At 44.8% G+C, this 18593-nt stretch carries 14 protein-coding genes and 1 riboswitch; of the genes, 8 read left to right on the top strand and 6 right to left on the bottom strand.

What is annotated here, in order from left to right; translation table 11 throughout:
* Positions 1-225: 225 nt before the first annotated feature.
* The 5 genes from FCL48_RS19890 to FCL48_RS19870 form a co-directional block, all read right to left on the bottom strand.
* Entirely contained in the window at positions 226-567 is a 342-nt protein-coding gene (locus FCL48_RS19890) for a PilZ domain-containing protein (protein WP_136874924.1), read from the bottom strand.
* Between the two features lie 170 nt (positions 568-737).
* Complete coding sequence (locus tag FCL48_RS19885) at positions 738-2066, bottom strand: replication-associated recombination protein A (RefSeq protein WP_136874922.1); 1329 nt, start codon at positions 2064-2066, stop codon at positions 738-740.
* A 395-nt stretch (positions 2067-2461) separates the two neighbouring features.
* The gene (locus tag FCL48_RS19880; RefSeq protein WP_136874920.1) at positions 2462-3166 is read right to left on the bottom strand and encodes a hypothetical protein; all 705 of its coding nucleotides are present in this window, start codon (positions 3164-3166) and stop codon (positions 2462-2464) included.
* Between the two features lie 98 nt (positions 3167-3264).
* On the bottom strand, positions 3265-3579 hold the full coding sequence (locus tag FCL48_RS19875) for a hypothetical protein (protein ID WP_136874918.1): 315 nt from the start codon (positions 3577-3579) through the stop codon (positions 3265-3267).
* A 429-nt stretch (positions 3580-4008) separates the two neighbouring features.
* Positions 4009-6315 carry a DNA topoisomerase 3 gene (locus tag FCL48_RS19870; RefSeq protein WP_136874916.1) on the bottom strand — a complete coding sequence of 769 codons (2307 nt, stop codon included), beginning with the start codon at positions 6313-6315 and terminating at the stop codon, positions 4009-4011.
* A gap of 689 nt (positions 6316-7004) precedes the next feature.
* Here FCL48_RS19870 and FCL48_RS19865 point away from each other — a divergent pair.
* The 8 genes from FCL48_RS19865 to FCL48_RS19830 all read left to right on the top strand — a co-directional run bounded on the left by FCL48_RS19865 (position 7005) and on the right by FCL48_RS19830 (position 17335).
* Positions 7005-7607 carry a MarC family protein gene (locus tag FCL48_RS19865; RefSeq protein ID WP_169309295.1) on the top strand — a complete coding sequence of 201 codons (603 nt, stop codon included), beginning with the start codon at positions 7005-7007 and terminating at the stop codon, positions 7605-7607.
* Positions 7608-7932: 325 nt separating this feature from the next.
* Positions 7933-8892, top strand: a complete 960-nt coding sequence (locus FCL48_RS19860; protein ID WP_136874912.1) for a TAXI family TRAP transporter solute-binding subunit — start codon at positions 7933-7935, stop codon at positions 8890-8892.
* A 77-nt stretch (positions 8893-8969) separates the two neighbouring features.
* Entirely contained in the window at positions 8970-9422 is a 453-nt protein-coding gene (locus FCL48_RS19855; RefSeq protein WP_240744899.1) for a DUF1850 domain-containing protein, read from the top strand.
* Entirely contained in the window at positions 9419-11389 is a 1971-nt protein-coding gene (locus tag FCL48_RS19850; protein WP_136874908.1) for a TRAP transporter permease, read from the top strand. Before FCL48_RS19855 ends, FCL48_RS19850 begins: the two co-directional genes overlap by 4 nt.
* The gene (locus FCL48_RS19845) at positions 11364-13535 is read left to right on the top strand and encodes a transporter substrate-binding domain-containing protein (RefSeq protein WP_136874906.1); all 2172 of its coding nucleotides are present in this window, start codon (positions 11364-11366) and stop codon (positions 13533-13535) included. Before FCL48_RS19850 ends, FCL48_RS19845 begins: the two co-directional genes overlap by 26 nt.
* A complete protein-coding gene (locus FCL48_RS19840) occupies positions 13528-14901 on the top strand; it encodes a sigma-54 dependent transcriptional regulator (protein WP_136874904.1) in 1374 nt (457 codons plus the stop codon). The genes FCL48_RS19845 and FCL48_RS19840 overlap by 8 nt, the downstream gene beginning before the upstream one ends.
* 630 nt (positions 14902-15531) lie before the next feature.
* Complete coding sequence (locus tag FCL48_RS19835; protein WP_136874902.1) at positions 15532-15960, top strand: universal stress protein; 429 nt, start codon at positions 15532-15534, stop codon at positions 15958-15960.
* Between the two features lie 96 nt (positions 15961-16056).
* A riboswitch (cobalamin riboswitch) is annotated at positions 16057-16239 on the top strand.
* Positions 16240-16345: 106 nt separating this feature from the next.
* Positions 16346-17335, top strand: coding sequence for a sirohydrochlorin cobaltochelatase (locus tag FCL48_RS19830; RefSeq protein WP_136874900.1), 990 nt, complete (start codon positions 16346-16348; stop codon positions 17333-17335).
* A gap of 227 nt (positions 17336-17562) precedes the next feature.
* Here FCL48_RS19830 and FCL48_RS19825 read toward each other — a convergent pair whose 3' ends face one another.
* A complete protein-coding gene (locus FCL48_RS19825; protein ID WP_136874898.1) occupies positions 17563-18588 on the bottom strand; it encodes a radical SAM protein in 1026 nt (341 codons plus the stop codon).
* Positions 18589-18593: the final 5 nt, after the last annotated feature.

Genomic DNA, 18593 nt, shown 5'->3' with positions numbered 1-18593 from the left:
TTTAAAAAGATAGGTACCTTAGTCGTACTGGTCCCCGGAGCTTTCTTTAAGGCTGTAAAAGGATTACACCTGCTTTACTCGAAACGCAGCAAAATCTACCAGGGCCTCCTCCATTGCTCACGATTTTATTGAAGTATGGCCCTACCATACAAATACAAAAAAGGCAATCATTCCAGCATCGTGAATGATTGCCTTTAATTTCTGACGCAGTTGTCGTACAAGGGTTTATATTGTTATTTCTGCCGGAGCCTTGCTTGGGGCTTCCTGATTTTGGAGGACAAATTCAGCCCACCCCCAGGGGGCATTAACTATTTCGAAACCAACCATCTGGCTTATTGCCTGCTGCCTAGTCCAGCGGGTTTTTGCTTTTAGTTTAAAATTTTCTGTCTTGTTGTCAATAATTACCGAAATATTTTTGGACTTCCCATCAAGACGTTTTGGCAGGTCATCGAGAAGCAGCCCGGATCTTGAAAAATCTTTTACTGTTCCGGTAAAAAAGCCTGCACCATCAGAAATGTTAACCAGAAATTTCTGGCTTGTAATGCGGTCATGTCTTCGTTTTTCCATGTTTACCTCATTTCGATTGGAGTGAATTGAGATGTCGTACAACGGCTTGGAAAAATGTTGTAGAACTTATAAATACCTATAAATGATAATAATAACCAAGTGTCAAAAATACAAGGAGGGCGCGAGAATATCATTAAATGTAAGTAGTATGATCATTTTCTGAAAGGTTCTCATTCTCCGCCCTGTTTCTCTTTTTGTAGTTGTTGCTCTTTCAGCCCATTCCACCAGTCAATTCGTTTTTTAATCTCCTTTTCAAAACCAAAGGGTGAGGGGATGTAGTATTCGGTTTTTTTCATTGTTTCAGGTAGATAGTTCTGATACGAGTAGTTGTTTTCATAATCATGGGAATATCGGTAGCCTTTATTATAACCGAGATCTTGCATAAGCTTTGTCGGGGCGTTACGGACATGAAGCGGCGCTTTGAGATGGCTGGTCTTTTCTGCCTCCGCCTTTGCCCGAAAATATGCAGTTTCCAGAGCATTACTTTTTGGCGCAGTGGCAAGATATACCGTAAGTTGGCTCAGAGCGGTATTTGCCTCCGGCATACCGAGAAAATGAACGGCGTCTTTTATGGCCATCGCCTGAACAATAGCCTGGGGGTCGGCAAGGCCAACATCTTCTGAAGCGATCCGGACAAGTCTTCTGGTAATATAAAGTGGGTCTTCTCCGGCCTCAATCATTCTGGCAAGCCAGTACAGTGCTGCCTGGGGATCACTGCCGCGAATCGATTTCTGGAAGGCAGAGATGAGATTATAGTGTTCCTCTCCGTTTTTATCATAAAACAGAGATCGTTTACTCAGGAGCGCAAGGACATCTTCGGCTTCGATACTATCACCCTGTTCTGCGTTTCGACTGATCAGCTCAAGGTCATTGAGGGCCCTTCTGGCATCACCTCCGGCCTTTTGGGCAAGAATTTCAAGGGCTGTATCTTTAATTTCCAGTCGTTTACCGATATGGGCGAGAGCCCTTTTTAAGATGGAGAGGAGGTGGTCTTCGACCAGTGGTTCCAGGACGAAGACATGGCAGCGGGAAAGAAGAGCCGGGATAACCTCAAAGGAGGGGTTTTCTGTGGTGGCCCCGATGAGAATGATTGCTCCCGATTCTATATATGGCAGAAAGGCGTCCTGCTGTGATTTGTTGAATCTGTGAATTTCATCAACAAAGACAAGGGTAGTTTTGTTGTGGTAGAGGTGCAGTTGTTTGGCTTTTTCCATAAGTGCTTTCACATCTGCAATTTTGCTGAGTACAGCACTAAAGGAACAAAAATGCATCGTGGTTCTGTGTTCGATGAACCTTGCTATTGTCGTTTTTCCACTTCCTGGGGGGCCCCAGAGGATGAATGAACCGTATTCGTCCCTGTCAATCATCCTGCGTAGCGCGGCCTGGGGGGAGAGAAGGTTGGTGTGGCCTTTTATCTCTTCCAGTAGACGTGGCCTTACTTTTTCAGCAAGTGGAACGTCAGTGGGCTCTGGAACCTGTTCGAAAATAGATCTCTGCATCTGTTATACCTGTAGTTGTCTCGCCCTGGTTGGAGTTGCTCTCCAAGATAGTTTTTTGACACATTATTTGTTTTTTTGTCGAGTCGGACTTCTCTGACCTAAAGTTTGTCCTACTGTAAACATTTTTTCGTTGATGCCTGCTGTTTGATTTTTTTAAAAAGAAAAAAATTTTTGATTGAAACCTTCACCCGCAAGGATCGCCAAGTTATGTTGCTTTATATGATATCATATGAAGTAATATGCAATGTTGGAGGTTAAAATTTTTGATGCTCATGTTATCTTTCTGAAAAAACGTGAAAAAATAAGAAAGGACAATGGTGGGGGAATGAACTTACTGTATCCGTTCCAAGAGATGATTCTTTGTGTTTCCGGTTTTTTGTTAAGGAAAAGGAAGGCTATTTGCTGCCAAGGCGGTCTTGAATTTCTTTTATGATGTCATCGTGCTCAAAGAAAATTCGATTATAGGAGTGCCACTGAACGCCGTTGCCAGACCACTCAGCAAGGTCTTTGATTCTGTAAATAAGCGGTTTGGATGAAACGAGAGCAGCTGTAAGCTGACAGCGAAGGAGAAACTCGCCGTTTTTTGTGTCGAATTTTTTAACGGTGTAATGTGTCTGCAGGTATCCGGATTGGTAGTTAAGTTCTTTAAGGTCAGGGGAATGTTTAATGACCGTATCAAGAAGAGTCTGCCAGGCGACTTTTTCTGTGAAACTATTGTCAACCAGAACCTGTATCCAGCTGTTTGTAGCAGGTGAAAAGGTCGTTGCTTCCCAGAGCGGACTCTTGGACAAGGGGATAGTCACCTCACCTTGGGCGAGAGAGGGAACATCTTTTGAAAGAATAAATTCCTCTTCAAAGTATCCCTCTTTCTGCACAAAAAGCTCATATTCCTGATTGTCATCAAATTCAAAAGTGTACTGAAAGGGGCTCGGCTGAAGCGATTCAGAGCCGTTGATAAAAACCCGAGCCCCGTTAGGGCTGGTATTGATGGTTGTCTCTATGAAGGTCTTGGGTGCACAGGATGAGAGAAGAAAACCTGAAAGAAGTACGACGAAGCAGGTCGAGTTTTTTACGAGGCCATCAAGTATAGTTTTTGCCATAATTACCCCCTGAAACACATAGGAAGAAAGGATGCTTTAAATTATCCGCTATTTCTAAATCTTATACCTGTAATTTCAACCGGATAAAAAATCTTTTATTATTTAGCAGTTAAGCCTTTTTGATAGGTGATAAACACCCCGTCGAGATCCCCGTTATGCAGGTAGGAGTTGATAGCAAAGACTGACCACCCCTTTTGTGCATATTCATTGTTGGTGAGATTGATGAGTTCTGTCAGCTTTTGAGGGTCATCTTCTTCCAGAAATACAGTGTGTGTTTTCTGGTTTGTGGCAATCTCTGAACGGGCAGCGAGGCTTTCAGGAAGCAGAGGCGCAGCATTGGACAGAGCTGCCGTTGTTGCAAGGGACGGTAAAAAGACTATACAGAGGACCAAAAAAAGATATGTAGCTCTCATTTTTTCTCCTACAAAAATGTATGGGATACATCTACCTGACATTGCATAAAGACCACCTTGAAAAACTGCCAATTTTGCAAACTTTATCAGTGTTTTCAGAATTTTATCCTCGGAGGTAAGCGTAGACTCCGATATCAATCCTATGCCTGTGGTACAATTCCTCAAACAACTCGAATGTGAACAAATTTTCTCGTTTTTCAAAGGACCCTAAAGAAGGTCAGGCTAACAAGGGGCTTGCGAAATAGTTTCTTTGCAGGACACATTTGCACGCCCAGTATTAAATGTAAGTCATTCTTTTAAACATTGCTACAGACATTCAAGATGGCTTGAGATCCTGGGTGGGATAGTGCGGTTGATTATCAGGGGCTTGTCTGACTAAAAAATAAGGACACACTTGAAAAATTCTGCCAAGCCACCGCTTCAATCATTCTATTTACTGGAAAAAACGATAATGTCACCGGGCTTTCCATTGTCATTTTTCCTCAAAGGGTGACTTGGATCGGAACATTTCCAGAAGTAAAAATCCTTGTTGTTCTGGGATTGAATGAGAGTAACTTTCTTTTTACACCCCTTTTCCGGGCAAGGTGCCTGGGGGGCCTTGGGGTCAATGACGGGCTTGCCGGGAGCACCATTCTCGTCTCTTAGAAGGGGGCATTTGCCTTTTTTTCCTGTAGAGCAGGCCCAGAAATAATGGCCCATTTTCCGGTTGCTTTCAAAGCGGATCAGGTAGCCTTTTTCACAGTGAGGGCAGGGAGGGCCTGATTCAGGCCGGTCCATGAATGCGGCACCGGGTGCACCGTTGAAATCCGAGCGGAGGGGGCAGCCGTTCTCCTGACCTTTGGAACAGACCCAGAAATATTTGCCTTTTTTGTTTTTTGATTCCAGCCGTGAGAGGTACCCTCCACAGAGGCAGCGGTAAACCTTGCCCATGACATTTTCAGAAAAACGTGTGGCTAATGCATATTTCACCATATTAGACATGCGTTTTGTGAGTTCTGTTAAAAATTCTGTTTTCCCAAGCTCTCCTTCACATATCCGGTTAAGTGCATCTTCCCAGATGGCGGTCATGCCGGGGTTTTTTAACGAAGGATGGATTTTATCAATGAGTTCTCTACCCCTTGCTGTAGAAATGAGGGTCTTGCCGCTTTTTTCGAGGTAATTGCGGTTCTGGAGTTCCGTGATGATATTGGTACGGGTGGCGGAGGTACCGATGCCCGAGTTTTCTTTTAAGCGTGCTTTTATGACGGGGTCATCGACAAATTTATGGACTTCTGTCATCGCAACCTGGAGGGATGCTTCGGTAAAACGACTTGGTGGCTTGGTAAATTTTTGTTCTTTTTCAACCCCAGCAAAGCTCACCGCATCGCCTTTAGCCATTGTGGGCAGGAGTTTATCCTTTGTCTGTTGATCGTTGAGGACCATCCAGCCAAGCTCTTTGAGAAGAATACCGTTACCGTTCCACTTCTCACCCTCGGCTTCGATCTCTACACTGCTGGAATAATATTGGTAATCCGGGTAGAACTGTTTCAGAAAACGCCTGGCCACCAGCTGATAGATATTGTTCTCCTCAATACTGAGATGGCCGGGCATTACCTCTGTGGGGATGATCCCGTGGTGCGCCTCTGCCCCCTGCTTTTTGGTATTCCATGCAGGAGATTCAATGGTTATGTCCGCATCAGCGGCTCCTTCAATACCCTGTTTTTTCAGGCATTCAATAATCGAAGGGGCGTCCTCAAACATTTCATTGGGCAGATATCTGCACTCGGTTCTCATATAGGTGAGGACTTTATGCTTTTCGTAGAGCCCCTGGCCGATTTCCAGGGTCTCTTTGGGGGAGTATCCAAATTTATCCTCCGCTTTTTTCTGTAGATCAGAAAGTAAAAAGGGCAGTGGAGGTTTTTTGCTTTTGAGGTCGTTTTTTCTGGCAGTTACAAGGCCGGATGCTCCCTGCATTTTGTTGATGATTTCATCGCCAACACCCTCGTTTATAAGGCGACCCTCTGCATCGAGGCCGGCACTCAGTTCATTGGGGTTCCAGGTTGCTATAAAACTTCCGTTGGGGTGGTCGATGTTTGCCCTGAGGATCCAGAACGGCTTTTTCTGAAAATTTTCAATCTCCCGGTCCCGATCAACCACCAGAGAAAGGGTCGGTGTCTGTACCCTGCCCGCTGAAAGGACCGTTTCCGGTTGACAGGCTGCTAGAGTCAGCCCTCGTGTAACATTGATGCCGACCAGCCAGTCAGCGTTTGATCTGCAGATCGCCGCATTCTTAATGTTCTGGTATTCCTTATTATCCTTGAGATTGGCAAAACCTTTCTTGATAGTTCGGATATCAAGGGCGGAAATCCACAGCCTTTTCGCAGGACCTTCGTAGCCAAGAAAATCGAGCACTTCATCGACGATGAGCTGGCCTTCTCGTTCCGGGTCGCCTGCATTGATAACTGCCGTTGTATCTTTGAGGAGGTTTTTAATGGTCTGCAGCTGCTCTCTGGTTCGTGGAATAGGTTCAAGGATCCATTTTTCAGGAATGATGGGCAGGTCTTCAGCCCTCCATTTTTTGTATTTGGGATCGTAGCAATCCGGGTCTGCCTGTTCTAGAATGTGGCCGATACACCAGGTGCAGATAATATCATTTTTGCAGGTGAAAAATCCCTTGCCCCGACTGATTATTCCAAGATACGCGGCAAGGTCTTTGCCGACACTTGGCTTTTCTGCTATAAGTAAGGTTTTTCCCATCAAATACTCTTTTTGTTAATACCGCAAAAAACAGCACTGTTTGTTGCGGGTAAATGTCGTATAGCTTCCTGCCTTGCTTGATCCAGGTTGTCGAGCCGGGCTTTGTGCGGGAGTCGGGGTTTTAAAAAAGAAATGTTAAGATTTGCTTTGCGGCTTTAAAGACCGGAACAGATGTCTGTTTCCCTGTCCCAGGTTGTGATCAACCACCTTTTCTCACTTCAAGTACGCTCAATCCCGAAGAACCATATCTCTTTTCATGAAAAGCTTTACTGCCAAGTCACGAAAACTTGTTTTCTGATGGTTTAAAACACATCCTTGCAGGGGATGAAAAGATCATGCTGTTTTGGCTGAGGAGCCTATTTATCTTAAATTTTGTCATGCGTCAAGTTCGGTTGCCGCCCAATGACATGGCAGTAACCACCTCTTGCAGACCATAAATTGGTTATGAACCAATGATTTCTTCGCTACAGACTGCTGTCGTCATCGGTTTTATACTACACTGCATAAATTTTATTTACAAAGTGTACTGCTGAAGCAGTTCTTTTCTCACCTGCTCTTCATTTGTTTTTATCCTTGAACTCTCAAATACAGGCTGGATGAAAAAGTAGAAAGAGAATAACATATGAACCGATTGTTTGTTTGCCAGCTTGTCACTAATAAATATCGGTTTTCTTGCCAACAGGTGTAACGTGGACAGTTTTATCAATGCATTTATTGCGTACTTTGTGATTGTTGATCCGATTGGGGCCTCGCTCATTTTTAATGCTTTGACGAGCGGAAAAGACAGGGCCTATGCCCGCATGATGGCTGTTCGTTCGGTTGTAATTTCAATACTTCTCGTCTTCTGCTTTGGTTTCTGGGGGGTACGCTTCCTGGGAACCCTGGGGATTGAGATGGAATCATTTAAGATAGCTGGTGGCCTGCTCATTTTTTATGCAGCATTTGGCATGATCACCAAGCCAGATGAAACTTCAGGGAGCGGTAATAGTGATGTATTTGAAGACATTTCTGTATTTCCACTGTCAATTCCTCTGATCTCAGGGCCGGGCTGTCTGACCCTGACAATTCTTCTCTTTTCAGATGTGCGTGAGCAGGAATTATCTTTCTTGCCTCTTGTTGGAGCCGTTTTCGCAATTTATGCAATCACTTTGGTCTGTTTTTTGTTTTCTAAACCCCTGGTTCGCCTGGTAGGCCAGACCTTGAACAACGTTTTCAAAAGATTACTGGGCGTACTTCTTGCTTCCCTTGCCATTCAGTTCATCGCCGACGGTGTGAAAGGTCTGATGAATTGAAATATCACAAAAAGACGGGTGAAATGTTCTCATCTCATCAATAAAAACAGGAAATGCAGTGTGTTATTTCCTACAAAATTACTGTTTTCAGCGCAGATTGTTCTCCCCTCTACGAGCACAGGCAAAATTTGCCGCATGCGGCAGAATTTGCCGGTAATTGTTTTTCCCTTGGTTGTGTTGAATCTTCTTAGAAACGGAAATGATAGGGAAAATACCATGAAAGGAGTCTGGCATCATTGTTGCTAACTGATGACCAGTAACTCCTTGCCGACACGGTTCATCCCGTAGTTGGTTCATCGTAACTATCTATATTTAGAGGATCACAATGAAAAAATGTTTTGCTATTCTACTGTTAATGCTGGGTACAACCAGTAGCTGGGCAACCGGTACCGTTGATATTGGAAAAGATCTCTTTGTCACCGTTGCCACCGGTGGTACCTCTGGTGTCTACTACCCTATTGGTGGTGCTGTCGCGAATGTGTTGTCAAGTGAGCTTGGAATTGATACTTCGGTGCAGGCGACCGGTGCTTCCGTAGAAAATATCAACCTGCTTAAAGCAGGTAAAGCTGAAATCGCAATTGTTATGGCAGATGCAGTTGCCCAGGCCTATGATGGTTCTGGAGCTTTCGAAGGAAAAGAGCCTATTAAGAACCTCCGTGGCCTGACAGCTCTCTACCCCAATTTCGTACAAGTTGTAACAACCAGTAAAACTGGGATCACGAGTATCAAGGATCTTGCAGGAAAACATGTTGGTGTTGGCGCCCCCGGGTCTGGAGTGGAGTTGAACGCTCGCCTCATCCTTGAAGCGTATGGGCTTTCATACGATGATATAAAGCAAGACTATTTGAGCTATAGTGAAGCCATTGATCAGATAAAAAATGGAATGATAGACGCAGCCTTTGTCACAAGCGGAGTTCCAAATTCGACTGTTATCGATCTTTCCGTATCTCACGACACCATTGTACTTCCTATCGATGGCGAGGCCATGGCCTACCTCAAGGAAAAATATCCTTTCTTTTCCTCAGGTACAATCCCAGGAGGAACCTACAGGCAGAAGGAAGATGTGAAAACTGCAACTATTACCAATCTGTTGCTCATTAGTGACTCTCTTTCCGAAGATGCTGCATACCAGATAACAAAAGCACTTTTTGAAAATCTGGAGACCCTTTACGGCGCCCATAATGCGGCCAAAAACATCTCATTGCCAACTGTGGCCGACGGCATGCCAATTCCTTTTCACCCGGGTACTGAAAAGTATTTCAAAGAAGTCGGCGCATTGAAATAAACGTGAGCACACGTGTACCTTTCATGAGGAACCGACTACAAAGCTCCCTGTCTCCGCTCTTCGGAGCGGCGATAGTGATGCTAATGACCGCTACTCTTCTTTGGGGCAGTAGCCCACCACGAAACCAATCCAAGTCGTTACTCCTGGCACTGAGCCACGCTCGAACAGGAGAGGTGCTATTTACTCAAGCTGTACATGCAAAGGATGTTATACGACTCAGCTGGATTCACTCAGTGGAACTTACCCCCTGGGAGGAGTATTATCATATTCTTTCGACCGGGGAACTTCTCTTAGTTACAACTCGTTTTCAGTCCTACGGGGCAGGTGTACCCGAATACGGAGGAACATTCAGAAAGGAAAGGGACTGGATGATATATGAAGATATCAACAAGGTTCTTCCTGCATTGCAATGGATTCATTCCCGATCAGCAAAATTTCAAGTTCAATTAAACAACAATATTCTCCTGAGAACTGAAGATATGCCACATCACGAGCCGTTAAAACTCTCAATTAGAGGTGAAATACGATGACTATATCCAAGAACGTCCCTCTCGACGACCAAGCTCAAAAGGTCCTTGAAAAATATGACAAGGAATCTTCTACACGAGTATTTGGCAACAAGGGGCTTACCTTGATGGTGACGACTCTTGCTGTCTCACTTTCACTGTATCATCTGTTCACTTCATATTTTGGAACCCCTCTAACTCTGGTCCATCGATCGATACATCTTTCTGCTATTCTCGCTCTCGCCTACATGCTCTATCCAGCATCAAATAAGCTCAAGCGAGATCGCCTCCATTGGTGGGATCTGATCCTTGCGATTCTTGCCTTCAGCTCTGCGATATATATGGCTATTGAAAACACAGCTATCTACAATCGCGGAGGGATGCCCAATCAGCTTGATTTACTCTTTGGAGGCATCCTTATTGTGTTAGTTATTGAAGCCGCACGCCGTGTAACCGGCTGGGCACTTCCTCTGCTGGGCGTTCTCTTCCTTTGTTATGGACATTTCGGGAGAGAACTTTCCGGCATCTTTCGCCATCGTGGCTACTCCTGGGAAGACATCATCAATTTCATGTATGTGACGACAGAGGGGATTTACGGTACAGCCATCGGCGTTTCAGCAACCTATATTTTTCTTTTCATCCTCTTTGGTTCCTTTCTGGCAAAATCGGGAATGGGGCAACTCTTTAACGACATGGCCATGGCGATCGCCGGAGAAAGCAAAGGCGGGCCAGCGAAGGTTGCGGTAATTGCCAGTGGTTTTCTTGGAAGCATTAACGGAGCTGCGGTCGCCAATGTGGTAACCACCGGTAGTTTTACTATTCCGTTAATGAAGAAGATAGGGTACTCCAAAGAATTTGCTGGTGCAGTCGAAGCATCAGCTAGCGTCGGAGGACAGATCCTGCCACCGGTAATGGGAGCTGCAGCTTTCATCATGGCTGAGATGCTCGGTATTCCCTATAAGGACATCGCTCTGGCGGCTACTCTTCCAGCGCTCCTTTTTTACCTTGGTGTTATCGTTCAGATTCACCTTCGTGCAACCAAAGACGGCCTGAAAGGAATCTCCCGCGAAAACCTTCCAGAAGTGATGTCCGTGATAAAGGACCGGGGGCACCTGTTTATTCCACTCATTTTTCTTATGTACATGCTTTTTTTCAGTGGAACTACGATCATCTACTCCGCCTTTCTCACTATCATCCTGACGGTGATTGTGGCCATGCTTCGTAAATCTACACGACTCTCACTGCTGGATATTATTGGTGCTCTGGAAGATGGCGCTCGTTCTGCAGTGGCGGTAGCAATCGCCTGCGCAGCCGTAGGTATTGTCGTGGGAGTTGCGACCCAGACGGGATTTGGACTCAAACTGGCCAACGGTATCGTTTTACTCGGTGGGCAATCAATATTTCTCACCTTGGTATTCACCATGCTGGCATGCATGGTATTAGGCATGGGGTTACCCAGCATACCAACATATATTATCACAGCAACCATCGCAGGTCCGGCCCTGATAAAAATTGGTGTGCTACCGCTTGTCGCTCATCTTTTCGTTTTCTATTTTGGCATATTTGCCAACATCACTCCACCTGTAGCACTGGCGTCCTTTGCCGCTGCCGGTATATCAGGAGGTGATCAGATGAAAACCGGTTTTATGTCGATGAAACTTTCCATTGCCGGCTTTATAATTCCCTATATTTTTGTCTACAATAATGCTTTACTCATGATCGACACGACACTTTTAGGCGGTACCATTGTGGCCCTGACAGCAGTGATAGGAGTGATAATGCTTGGAGCTGCAGCAGAAGGTTTCTTCTTCACCAGAATGCATATGCTGCTGAGGATTGTATTAGCAGGTGGGGCAATGTGTTTTATGACCCCGAATATGCTTCAGGATATCATCGGATGCAGTATCGCAGCCCTGGTTCTCGTCCTGCAATGGAGACTGAGTAAGTCTCGTCAGACGTTTATACATGAGCAAGCGAGCGGAGCCCGTTAAACCATCTTATCCTATCAGTCACGTTGCAGGGCAAAAAACGATTGCACAACAGAACTTTTTGCTCTGCACAGGCGAAAAACCACCTTTTTCCAAGTATCAGGACATCAGGTCACAAGGACATGACAAGGTGAACCAATTCGCGACCTTCTTTATCGTACTCCTGACAGTACTTTCTATATTTCAGCCTCTTCAAGGTTTTGCTCAAGAGGACGATTCTCAACTTCTGGTGGCCTATGAACCGGATCTGGCACCACTCAACTACTCGACCAAAGGAACCGTTGAAGGATTTACAGTTGATCTGCTCACGGCTATATTTCAGGATCAAAATATCGATCTTACCTTTATCCCCATGGTAAAGGATGTAGCCCTCAGAAAGATAGCGTCACATGAGATTGATATTATTGCCAGTATTTCGTACTCAAGCCAGCATGCTGATATCATGGAACATTCTGACCAGATATTCTCATCTTCTATTGGGATCCTTGCCCCTGTTACGGGTGACCAGAACAAGGACTTCTCCACGCTTTCAAACATGATCGTGGCCCTCCAGAGTAACACCCTCGAATATGACTTTCTTAAAAACGTTCGTCGGATTCATTATCAGGTCAGTAACAGCCAGAAAACCGCCCTGCGATTCTTTCTTGCAGGGCGGGCGGATGTCTTTGTCGGCAATATCGCAACTGCCAGGTACTACCTGAATAAATATGACCTCAATAGCAGGTATGAGTTCTTCAATTCATACCTGATGCCAGTCGAGTATTCTTTCGCTGTTCCAAAAAATAACTTCCGCCTTCTCAACGCGGTCAATACCGGCATTCGGCGGATGAAAAAATCTGGTGAATTCAGTAATCTGTACCGTAAATGGTTTGATCAGGATGCAGAAGCGATAAGTGGAATTGTACGGATGGTGTGGAAGGTCGGCCTTGGTGTTATCTCGATATTCCTGATTGTTTTTCTTCTTGGGATGCGTTGGAACCGACAATTGAAAAAAGAAGTAGCCCGTAAAACCGTTGATCTTCAAGACGTCAATGAAGCCCTTGTAAAACAGATCACCATTGCTCAGAACAACAATGAGTTCCTCAAACAAATCCTCGATAGCAGTCCACGGGGCATCATCATTCTCGATCAGCAGGGGAGTATTACCAAAATCAACAAGATGGTTTATAACTTTCTTGATCTTGACAGGCCTTTGGATGGAAAAAATTACCAGGACATCTCTCTCTTCGCCCATATGCTGGATGCGAAGATTACCCCGTTACTATCGGGTCAAAGCAAACATTTTCTGGGAGAACATATAGAATTTATGTTCTCCGATACAAGGATGCGCCATCTGAGATATAACGTTTCGCCGCTTTACCAGTATGATCAAAGGATTAATGGGATTATCTTGAGTTTTGAGGATGTCACAGCTGAGCTTGAACTTCGAAATAGATTATTTGAACAGGAAAAGAATCGTGCACTCAGCCGTGTGGTTGCCGGCATAGCGCATGAAATCCGGAATCCGCTCAGTTCTATCAAGACGTTTGCCGAACTTATCCCACGCAAGATACATAACGCGAAATTTCAACAGGAAATTACAAATTGTGTCCCAAAAGAAATAACCCGTATTAACATTCTTATTGAAGGACTCATCAACTACGCACGTCCCAGAAAAGTGACAACCGAGCTTGTATCCGTGAAAAAAGTAATCGATGAATCGACCATACTGCTTGAACACGGAATCCGTAATAAAGGTTTTCATTTGAGTCGCGAGATATCTGAAAATCTGTCAATTATGACAGATCATGATCAGATTAAACAGGTCATAATCAACTTGATTATAAATGCCATTGACGCCCTTGAAGAAGCAAAAAACTCCGGCGAAGAAAGCTTTGTTGGCACCATTGAGCTCAAAGCATTCTCTGAAGAAAATCAGGTTTGTATTCAGGTTACCGACAATGGAATTGGCATGGATGTAGAAGAGAAATCAAACGCTCTTGAGCCTTTTTTCACCACTAAAGCCAAGGGAACCGGTCTTGGCCTTTCCCTGGCAGACCAGCTTATACGTCAGAATAACGGTTGGCTCAAGCTCAAGAGTGAGAAAAACATCGGGACGACCATTTCCATGTACTTTAACAGAGCAGAAGCGAGGCAATCCCATGAATAAGATACTCATTATTGATGATGAAGAGTCGATCCTGACCGCCCTCACATTCGCCCTTGAAGACACTTACGAGGTCTCAACATTTACAGACCCTGAAGCAGCACTGACACTGCTGGAATCTGAATCATTTCACCTCTGCCTTCTTGATCTGAGAATAGGTACAATCGATGGAATAGAAATTTTGAAAAGAATCAAAGGTATTCAACCATCGATAGAAATTATAATGATTACCGCCTATGGTTCAATTGAGTCTTCGGTACACGCCCTGCAAAGTGGCGCTTTCAGTTACATAACCAAGCCAATTGATATCAATGAGCTTCAGCTTAATCTCGATCGTGCCGTTCGCTATAAACATTTGAACTCGCAGGTAGAGTACCTTTCCAAAGAACTGGAAGGTAAATACCGATACCGTGAGTTGATTGGATCAAGCAAGGCTATGCAACCGGTGTACAGGATGATCGATAAGGTCAAAGATGTTGATTCCACCATTCTCATCACCGGTCAGAGTGGAACAGGAAAAGAACTCGTGGTACGGGCAATCCATTTTTCTGGAAAGCGTCAGAAAGGCCCCCTGCAGATCATTAATTGCGCCGCTATTCCTGAACCTCTTCTAGAAAGTGAACTGTTTGGCTATGAGAAAGGTGCTTTTACCGGCGCCATAAGTTCCAAACCGGGAAAATTTGAAATCGCCCAGGGAGGCACGATTTTCTTAGATGAAATTGGGGATATGCCGCAACCCCTGCAGGTTAAACTCTTACGTGTTCTTCAGTCCAAAAAGATATCCCGTCTCGGCTCCAATACAACAATTAATCTTGATGTGCGAGTGATTGCAGCAACGAACATGGACCTCGCTCAGGCTATTGTCGAGAAGACCTTTCGCGAAGATCTCTACTTCAGAATAAACGTTATACAAATTCAGCTGCCACCGCTCTCACAAAGAAAAGAAGACATACCGCTACTTGTAGCCCATTACATCCGGCGTTTTAACACTGAACAGGGTCTCAATGTACAACAGTTCACCAGGGAGGCTCTCTCAAGACTCGCCATCTACAACTATCCAGGGAATATCAGAGAGCTTATTAATATCATAGAATATTCAATGGTAATGTCCTCAGGAAGTGAAGTTGATGTTGAGGACCTTCCGGAAAATATCAAGAGTTCTTCGCTAAACTTTTCGCCAGACCAGCACGAGGTATCCCTGCGGCCCTTTGTCGGATTAAGTATGCGTGAGCTGGAGGAAAAATTCATCAACGAAACACTCAAATTCCTTAATGGCCACAGGCGAAAAACAGCCGAGACACTTGGTATCAGCGAGCGAAACTTACGATACCGTTTGAATTCTGAGAAAAATCCTGATCAGGAAACTTGAATGATTTCCGCAAGTTGTTGCCGGAACCTGTTATCTTCTCATCGGGTCCCCCCATGGCAGGTACGTGTCTGCAAGTCCCGAATTTTCAGCATTTTCAAAGCACCCAGATGAATAACTCCTCCATATCTGGAAACGAAATGCTGCTTTTCACCCTGCCAATACAAGACCTAAAAGTTATCAGCATAATTTCTGAGAAGGTGGTCTACTTTTTTGGAATTGTAGAGAAATGGAGTAACTGCAGAGAAGAGCTCATCAAAGATCACCTCTCAAAAGCGGGACAGAAATAAAGCTTGAGGTGTCCTGTGTAATATCCAGTAAACCGAAGACGGTTTAATGGGTAAATACATCCCCACCATAAAGAAAAAGATGGATAGGATTACTACACTGTCGCATTGATTTCTCCTGCTTTGATTACAATACTGTTTTCCTATAGACCTGTCCTCTCGCGTGAGTTTTCTCGGTTGTATAACGGGAACAATAAAGAGGTGGTTATAATTGATTAACTTTTATTCCGGGAGGAAATACACATCCCAATTGTCTCTAGGGTGTAGGATTATAATTGCTGTCACCGGTTGTCTCATAATTGTATGAGACGTAAGATTGTTCCTTTCTTGTTACAGGAGGCATCGTATGAAAATCAACAATATTCTTCTTCCCTTTGATGGCTCGGAATACTCTCTCAACGCCGCCAGATATGCTCTTGGTCTTGCCAAAATGACCAATGCCCACGTCAACATTATTTACTGTGATGAGTGGCAAATGAATTTCTCCGAAGTCCCTGAATCACTGATTGAACAGATAAAATTAAACAGGGTAGAAGAAGCTAAGGTGCTTTTAAAAGGTGCGATAGGGATTTTTGAAAATCAGGGTGTTAAATATACTGTCGAGACCATCACAGGTTCTGCAGGAGAAATTCTCACCAGGCGGGCAAAATCCAAGAATTATGATCTTGTAATAATGGGCTCCCATGGTCACTCTGATATCGCAGGACTGTTTCTTGGCAGTGTTACCCATAAGGTGCTGAATAAAATATATTGCCCGGTTCTCATTGTCCCCTGATCAATGCTGCTGACGGAGGTTGAGATACCGGAGGTGCTACGTTGTAGATAGTTGTAAATAAACGTAAAAAGCTTGACATGCCTGTTGGAATGCTGTCAATATAGAACAGGTTTAGATGCTATTTTTAGCTTAAAAGGGAATCCGGTGGAAATCCGGAACGGGCCCGCCGCTGTAACTGGGGACGAAAACTACATTGAAGTCACTGAATATATTTCGGGAAGACGTAGTGAGTAGGTTGATCCAGAAGTCAGAAGACCTGTCTGAACATTGTAAATGAATCCTCTGGACAGGATCATTATCTAAACGAGACGCGGACAACAGGGAATCCCGGATCATATTTTATGGTCCGGGATTTTTTTTGCCCGGACGGTCAAGGAGAAGGAAGATGAAGAAAAGCTTGTATGGTATTACAGCGGTTTTAGTCAGTCTTTTTATGCTTTCCGGCTCAGCTATAGCCTCCGGGCCAATGAAGGGCGACAGTACCGGGAAAAATGCTATTATCCTTGCGAGTTTTGGCACTACGGTGCCATCGGCCGTGAGTTCCATCGTCAATATCAGTAATGTGGTAAGAAAAGCCTATCCGGCAACAGAAGTTCGCCTGACCTTTACTTCAAATATGATTCGTTCCGTCTGGAAAAAACGCCAGGCAGAGCCTGAAAAATGGCTCGACCAGGGAGTTCCCAAAGAGGTCCTCTATGTGAAAAACTTTATTGCAACGGTTGGAGATCTCTTGGAAGATGGATACACAAATATAATTGTGCAACCTACCCACATGTTTTTTATGGAACAATCCCACGATCTTCAGCAGTATGTCAATGCACTTGCCTCCATCCATACGATGAAGAAGAAATGGCGGCCAGTAGACACAATCATTATGGGACGACCAGCCCTTGGAATGCCAGGTGATCAATACTCTTATCACGACGATGTGACGGCTGTCATTAAGACGCTGGCAGACGATGTGAAGCAGGCCAAAGAAGAGGGTGCTATCCTGCTCTACATGGGACACGGAAATGAACACTGGTCGACTGGAATCTATGCAGAAACTCAGAAGAAAATGCGGGAAATGTATCCGGAGGTAACAACGCATATCGGCGTGGTTGAAGGAGCACCTGCACTTGAAGATTTTATTGGTCACCTGAAATATGCCAAAACCAAAAAAATACTTCTCAAGCCATTCATGATTGTTGCAGGGGACCATGCGACCAATGATATGTCTGGTCCGGAAGAGGATTCCTGGAAATCAATCCTGACAAAAGAAGGCTACGAAGTCAAGCCCGTGATGCAGGGGCTTGGATCAAATGACGCATTTGCCAACATCTTTGTGCAACACATTGCCGACGCGGCAGAAGCAAGAGGTCTCCACCTGAAGTAGTAGTTCGTGGAAAAAGGCAAGGATGTCTGTTGAGCCCAGGCATCCTTGTTTATGAGTTTCTGGTGGGTTGGCTTGGGGCAAAGGTTACCGGTTTTCACAGTGGGATCAGGACCTTGGTATGGGAGTTTGCCTGAGAAAAATCGATTGTACTAAAGATACATGTGTCATCCTGTCCATAAGCCAGGCACCTTTAATACCTTGAGATGAAAGATATATCCTTTATGCAGTTAAACGACCTTTGCCCTCAGTGAGTGGAAAAGTGTCTCCAGCTCATCACGGCGAGTCAATTTGAGCTTTCTGAACTGCTCTTCAACCGCATCGTAACGGCCTGTATCGCGTAAATCATTGAGACAATTGTAGAGACCAAGTCTTCTGCCGAGGATAAAATTTAACTTTTCGTTTTCGGGCAGGTTGAGGAAGCGGTCCAGAATGGAGAGGAGCCGGTCCTTTTCTTCAGGCAGCTTACCTCGGACCTCAATAAGCAGGTCGATTCCATGGTGATGGGCGTAGTGGCTGGTCACTCCATTGAGGTTTTTAAGCATCAGCTTCTGTTCTTCAATGATGTTTTCTTCAGTCTGCAGGCAGTATTCTCCGGCAAGGAGCTTTTTCTCCAATCCGGAACCATTTTTTACCCCGATCGTGAGAACCCGTATTTTGTCCGGGTTGATTTCATTGAGTGCTAAAGCGGTAGAGCTTGCGTGCTCCTGCCAGTGACGGGTTCCGCCAAGGCCTGATATCACGAATTCTGAAAGAAAAATTCCTGCTTGTTTTGCCTGTATGCCGGCGCTGATGATTTCTCTGGGGGTGACACCTTTTTTCATGGTCTCCAACACAGCAGCAGAACCCGACTCCATGCCACAATAGAGCATATTTAAACCAGCACTGCATATTTCCTGCAACTCCTCCAGGCTTTTTCTGCTTATGGACCATGCCCTGCCGTAACTTGAGATTGTTATGAGGGTGGGAAAGCGTTTTTTCAGGTAATCTAGGATCTCCAGCAGGTCACCAGTTTTCATGATAAGGCTGTCTCCGTCCTGCAAAAAACAGCTGGTAAACGGGTGGCCGTTAAAATAGTGTGCAGCCGTATCGATATCGTTTTTAATCTCCTGGACAGAGCGTACTGAAAAGCGTTCACCTTGATAATTCACACAAAATTCACACCTGTTCCAGGGGCAGTTACGCGTCGTTCTTATCAACAGGCTGTCGGCCTCGTCAACTGGGCGTATGGGGCCGAGTTCAATAGGGTAATTCATTATAT

The organism is Desulforhopalus sp. IMCC35007, assembly GCF_005116575.1.
GTDB lineage: Bacteria > Desulfobacterota > Desulfobulbia > Desulfobulbales > Desulfocapsaceae > Desulforhopalus_A.
This window is presented reverse-complemented; position numbering and strand designations above follow the sequence as displayed.